We start from the raw sequence: 977 nt of genomic DNA on the forward strand, positions 1-977 counted from the left end.
GCATTAATTGGAGCCATACCAACTCCGCCCCCGACAGCTAGAATATTTTTTCCTTCAAATGAATTATCAAACCCATTTCCATAACTGCCTCTGATACCTATTTTATCACCAATAGATAACTCATGGAGCTGTGATGTGAATTTACCTATATTTTTAACAGAAATAGCTAATTCATTATCATTAATTTGTGATATAGACATTGGTTTTTCATTTTTAAAGTTCCAAACCATTACAAATTCACCAGGATTCGGGCGTCCAAATTCTTCCATGTCCCAATTAAATTTAAAAGTCTTTATAGTAGGAGTTTCATCAATAATTTCTTTTATTTCAACAATTTTTGGCTCGTTAATCATTTTTTTACAACTCCTCATGTGCTATTCCAACCATATCATCAATGGACGAAAATCCTTTTTCAACCATGAATTTTTCCAATCCTCGATTAATACTGTCAAATACTTCGACACCTTCATCCATGATGGCAGTACCAATTTGAACTGCTCTTGCGCCTGCATAAATAAATTCCACCACATCTTCATAATTATAGATTCCACCAACACCAATCAATGGAACATCAACTGCCTCATAAACTGAATAAACATTGCTAATTGCAATTGGTTTAATGGCCTTACCGCTCATTCCACCTGATTTATGGAACAGCACAGGTTTTGCAACATCAATATTAATCTTCATTCCAGGCCCCAATGTGTTAATTAAAGACAATGCATCAGCACCGGCATCTTCACAAGTTTTTGCTATTAAAGTAATATCAGTTACATTAGGTGTTAATTTTGCAATGATTGGAACATCAGATGCATCTTTTGCAGCAGACACTATAGTATGACTTAAATTACAGTCCTGACCTATTGAAGCACCAAAACCTTCCATTGCATGAGGACATGAAATATTCAGCTCGATCATATCCACCAAAGGATTAATCTCTTCAACCAAACTACTAAATTCATCAGGAGTGGCACCAT

The 977-nt window shown here is 35.2% G+C and carries 1 protein-coding gene and 1 pseudogene; both read right to left on the reverse strand.

Translation table 11 applies throughout. From position 1 onward, the window contains the following. Positions 1-353 (reverse strand): annotated as a pseudogene (locus Q4Q55_RS09860) (dihydroorotate dehydrogenase electron transfer subunit); the annotation flags it as partial. A 4-nt stretch (positions 354-357) separates the two neighbouring features. Further along, positions 358-977: nitronate monooxygenase (locus tag Q4Q55_RS09865; protein ID WP_303372635.1), on the reverse strand; the 620-nt coding region annotated here is incomplete at its 5' end.

This window comes from Methanobrevibacter sp. (assembly GCF_030539555.1).
Classification (GTDB): Archaea; Methanobacteriota; Methanobacteria; order Methanobacteriales; family Methanobacteriaceae; genus Methanocatella.